The following is a 2,939-nucleotide window of genomic DNA, read 5'->3' on the forward strand; positions in this document are numbered from 1 at the left end:
CCACGCGCGCGAGCGGGGGTGGATCTGAGGTCAGCCGGCGCGGCGGAGCGTTCGATCGACCTCAGGACCGGTGGGGGAAGAGGGAAGGCGCACCGTCACCTCGTCCCTCGCCCCGTCGAGTCCGTAGCGGAGGACGACGCGATCGCGATTCACGCGGCCACCGTCAGGGGTGATGAGCATGTGCGTCGGTCGCAGGGCGGCGACGAAGGAGGCCACGACCTCGGTGCCGACGGCGGTTCGGCCTGCCCAAGAGGTGAATAGGCGGTGCGGCGCGGTGCCGTCGCGCAGCACATCACGGGCGATGGCCTCGCGCGCCAGGCGGTCGGGAATGTCGAGGTGCTCCAACACGATGTCGAGGTCCTCGATCATCCTCTCGTTGAGGCGACCCGGGTAATCAATCTCGAGACGGGTCGGAACGAGGCGAGATCCGAAGGGCACATCGCACTCCATCGCCCCGCCACCAGGGCCGCCGTCAAGGTCGATCGGCCCCAAGACCCTGCTCGTCAGATCGCTCATCAAGACTGTCCTGTCAGTGCTTCGTCGGCGAGCAATTGCTGCACCGTCTGGCATGCCGCCGCGTCGGTGGCGAAGAAGTCGGCGACGGTGGCGTCGAAGAGCCGGTGCCCTCTCTCGTACTCGTCCCGGGTGTCCTGCAGGTACTTCGACGTGAGGCCGTGCAATTGACTGGCTGTCGCGTGGGTTCCGGTGGGGGCGACGCCGATCCCAGCGCTGCGTGGCGTCGGGCTCGACGCCGGTCCCGTCCCGATGGCCGACGCCGCTTCGGCGAGTTCCTCGTGCACCAAGCGCATGTTGTCCGACACGATGCCGGCGTCCGTCACATCCATCCGCATCGATCCGTCGCCGAGCGGGTACTCCCCAAGCTGGAATGCGTCGAGGTTGTAGCTCTGGGCGTCTGAGGTCATCGCCGCGATGGCCTCTTGCATCGCATCGTTGAGGATCTCTTCCTGCGTGGTGATCGTGGCGTTCAGTTTGTCCAGCGCGTCGCTGAGCGAGGCGAGAATGTCCTCGTAAGACTCGCCGCCGATGTCGATGCCGTCTCTGGCGACCTCGGACAGGGCCATGCTGATGCCTGCCGATGTCGCGCTCAAACCCGCCACCGCGCCGGTCAGTCCGGCCGGTGCGGTCACAACGGCAGCGACGGCCGTGACGACGGCGCCCACCACTTGCAGCTGAAATGTCGTGTTTGCGGCCGATTCCTCTGCCGCCTGCTTCTCCCACGCGAGGCGAGCGTTGTCGCAGATCGTCGCGACATCGGCCTTCACCGCGCCCCACATCGCCTGCTGGGCGGCGTAATTGGCCGCGAGGATGACCGCCGCCTGCCCCAAGCCGTTCTGAACGCTTGAAAATGCCGTGAAGTACTTGCTCAGGAACGGCCGTCGGAAAGCTCCCTCCATATTCCCGACGACGACGTCCTGAATCGTGCCCGACGACGTCGAGATGCTCCCGCTGTTCTGCACGGAGGACCCCGCACCGTTGCTGCCGAGGAGCGAGGCGGTGATACGTCCCGCGTCGGCGTACGCCCTCGCCCCCGCACCGTCGGGCAGGCCATGCCACTTCGAGACGATGCTGTCGATGGAGGAGCGAATGCCGTCGAACGCGTCAGCGCACGAGACGTCGTAGCCCACTCCGTCGCCGCCGCCCGAACCGTCCGCGGCAGGGCGGAAGTACTGGTACGGGGCGAAATGCCATTTCGTGTAGGTCTCTTCGTACCCCCACGTGGGGAAGAAATCCTGATCCGCCATCCAACAGTCGATGGCGGCACGATTCATCTGCCCGATGATGGTCGTTAAGTCGCCGTAGTCAGCCATTACGCCCCCGCTGGCTTAGTTGATCGAAGGACGCGAAGATGCGCCCCTCACTAGAGTAGGCACATGCCTCGCGGATTTCGAGGCATCGTCATGACGTAACCCGCTCCTCACATTCACGGAGGTCACCATGTCGAACGAGTCCGCGACACGGGTCCCCGGTGCTCAGCCGACGGGCCGACGCCAGAGTGTTGCAGCTCTCATCGTCGGCATCGCGAGCGCCATCGTCGCCGGACTGCTGGTCGTGCCCTACCTCGCCCGCCCGGGACTGGTCGTGCTGCCTGTGATCGCGCTGGTGCTCGCCGCAGCGGGCATCGTGCTCGCGGTCCGTGCACGTCGACAGCCGGGACAGAAGGCGCGAGGACGCGCGGCTCTGGTCTCGACGCTGGTCGCTCTGATCGTGGACGTGGTCCTGATCGGCGTGTTCGCTGTGACCATCGCCGGTCTCGGCGTTGCGAGCGTCGAGTTGAGGGGCACGGGTCCGCAAGACAACACGGTCACCTTCGCGAACGCCACCGAGCAGCGAACGCTTCAGTGGGGCCCGGAGGGGCGTGCTCAATTCAACACCTCGGGTTCATGGGCGGAGATCACGATCACCGTGCCCGCCGACGCCGCGGATCAGAACGTCAGCTGCCAGATCGTCTGGAACGGGAAGGTCGCCGTCGAAGAGAGCTCGGGCTCGGGCACGGTCACCTGTCGCTATGACGAGAAATGACGTGAGGGTGATGCCCATGGCTCCCTTCGACCAGCGTCAGCATCGACGGCATCCGGATCGAGTTCATGCTCGACGCGGGCTAAGCGATGTGCGTGGGGCGGAGCTGGAGGCAGCTGATCGCCCCACGTGGTGATGCGGATGGAAGCGGCCTCCGCCGCAGTCTGCGCGACGCCCGGCTGAAGCCGGGGGAGCAGCCGGTCCCCGAGGTTGAAGAGAAGGACGGGGTGGTGCGCGCTCTGGGTGTCGAGGCGTCGCAGATCGAGCGCGCCGGCGTGGTCATCGGCGGGGCTGCGGTGACCGCACTCGATGACGGTTGGCGGAGCCTGGAGCTCCTCGCCCGCGGATGACGTGGCGGCCGTGATCCGTGAAGTCGCGGCCGGGCGGAGGTACGTCGACCC

Annotated in this window: 4 protein-coding genes; 2 read left to right on the top strand and 2 right to left on the bottom strand. The window is 66.6% G+C overall.

Annotated features, from left to right (window positions below; translation table 11 throughout):
* Nucleotides 1–30 precede the first annotated feature (30 nt).
* Nucleotides 31–438: a hypothetical protein gene (locus tag ASE56_RS17215; protein ID WP_162234496.1), complete on the bottom strand. Its 408-nt coding sequence runs from the start codon at nucleotides 436–438 to the stop codon at nucleotides 31–33.
* A 77-nt stretch (nucleotides 439–515) separates the two neighbouring features.
* Entirely contained in the window at nucleotides 516–1,829 is a 1,314-nt protein-coding gene (locus ASE56_RS06795; RefSeq protein WP_056226611.1) for a hypothetical protein, read from the bottom strand.
* 127 nt (nucleotides 1,830–1,956) lie between these two features.
* Between ASE56_RS06795 and ASE56_RS06800 the strand changes: the two genes are divergently transcribed.
* Both ASE56_RS06800 and ASE56_RS17815 read left to right on the top strand, forming a co-directional pair.
* The gene (locus tag ASE56_RS06800; RefSeq protein WP_056226613.1) at nucleotides 1,957–2,541 is read left to right on the top strand and encodes a hypothetical protein; all 585 of its coding nucleotides are present in this window, start codon (nucleotides 1,957–1,959) and stop codon (nucleotides 2,539–2,541) included.
* Between the two features lie 224 nt (nucleotides 2,542–2,765).
* Nucleotides 2,766–2,888 (top strand): hypothetical protein, encoded by a 123-nt coding sequence (locus ASE56_RS17815; RefSeq protein ID WP_268768213.1) that lies wholly within the window; start codon nucleotides 2,766–2,768, stop codon nucleotides 2,886–2,888.
* The last annotated feature ends 51 nt before the right edge of the window (nucleotides 2,889–2,939 follow it).

It is taken from the genome of Microbacterium sp. Leaf203 (assembly GCF_001421275.1).
Lineage (GTDB): Bacteria > Actinomycetota > Actinomycetes > Actinomycetales > Microbacteriaceae > Microbacterium > Microbacterium testaceum_A.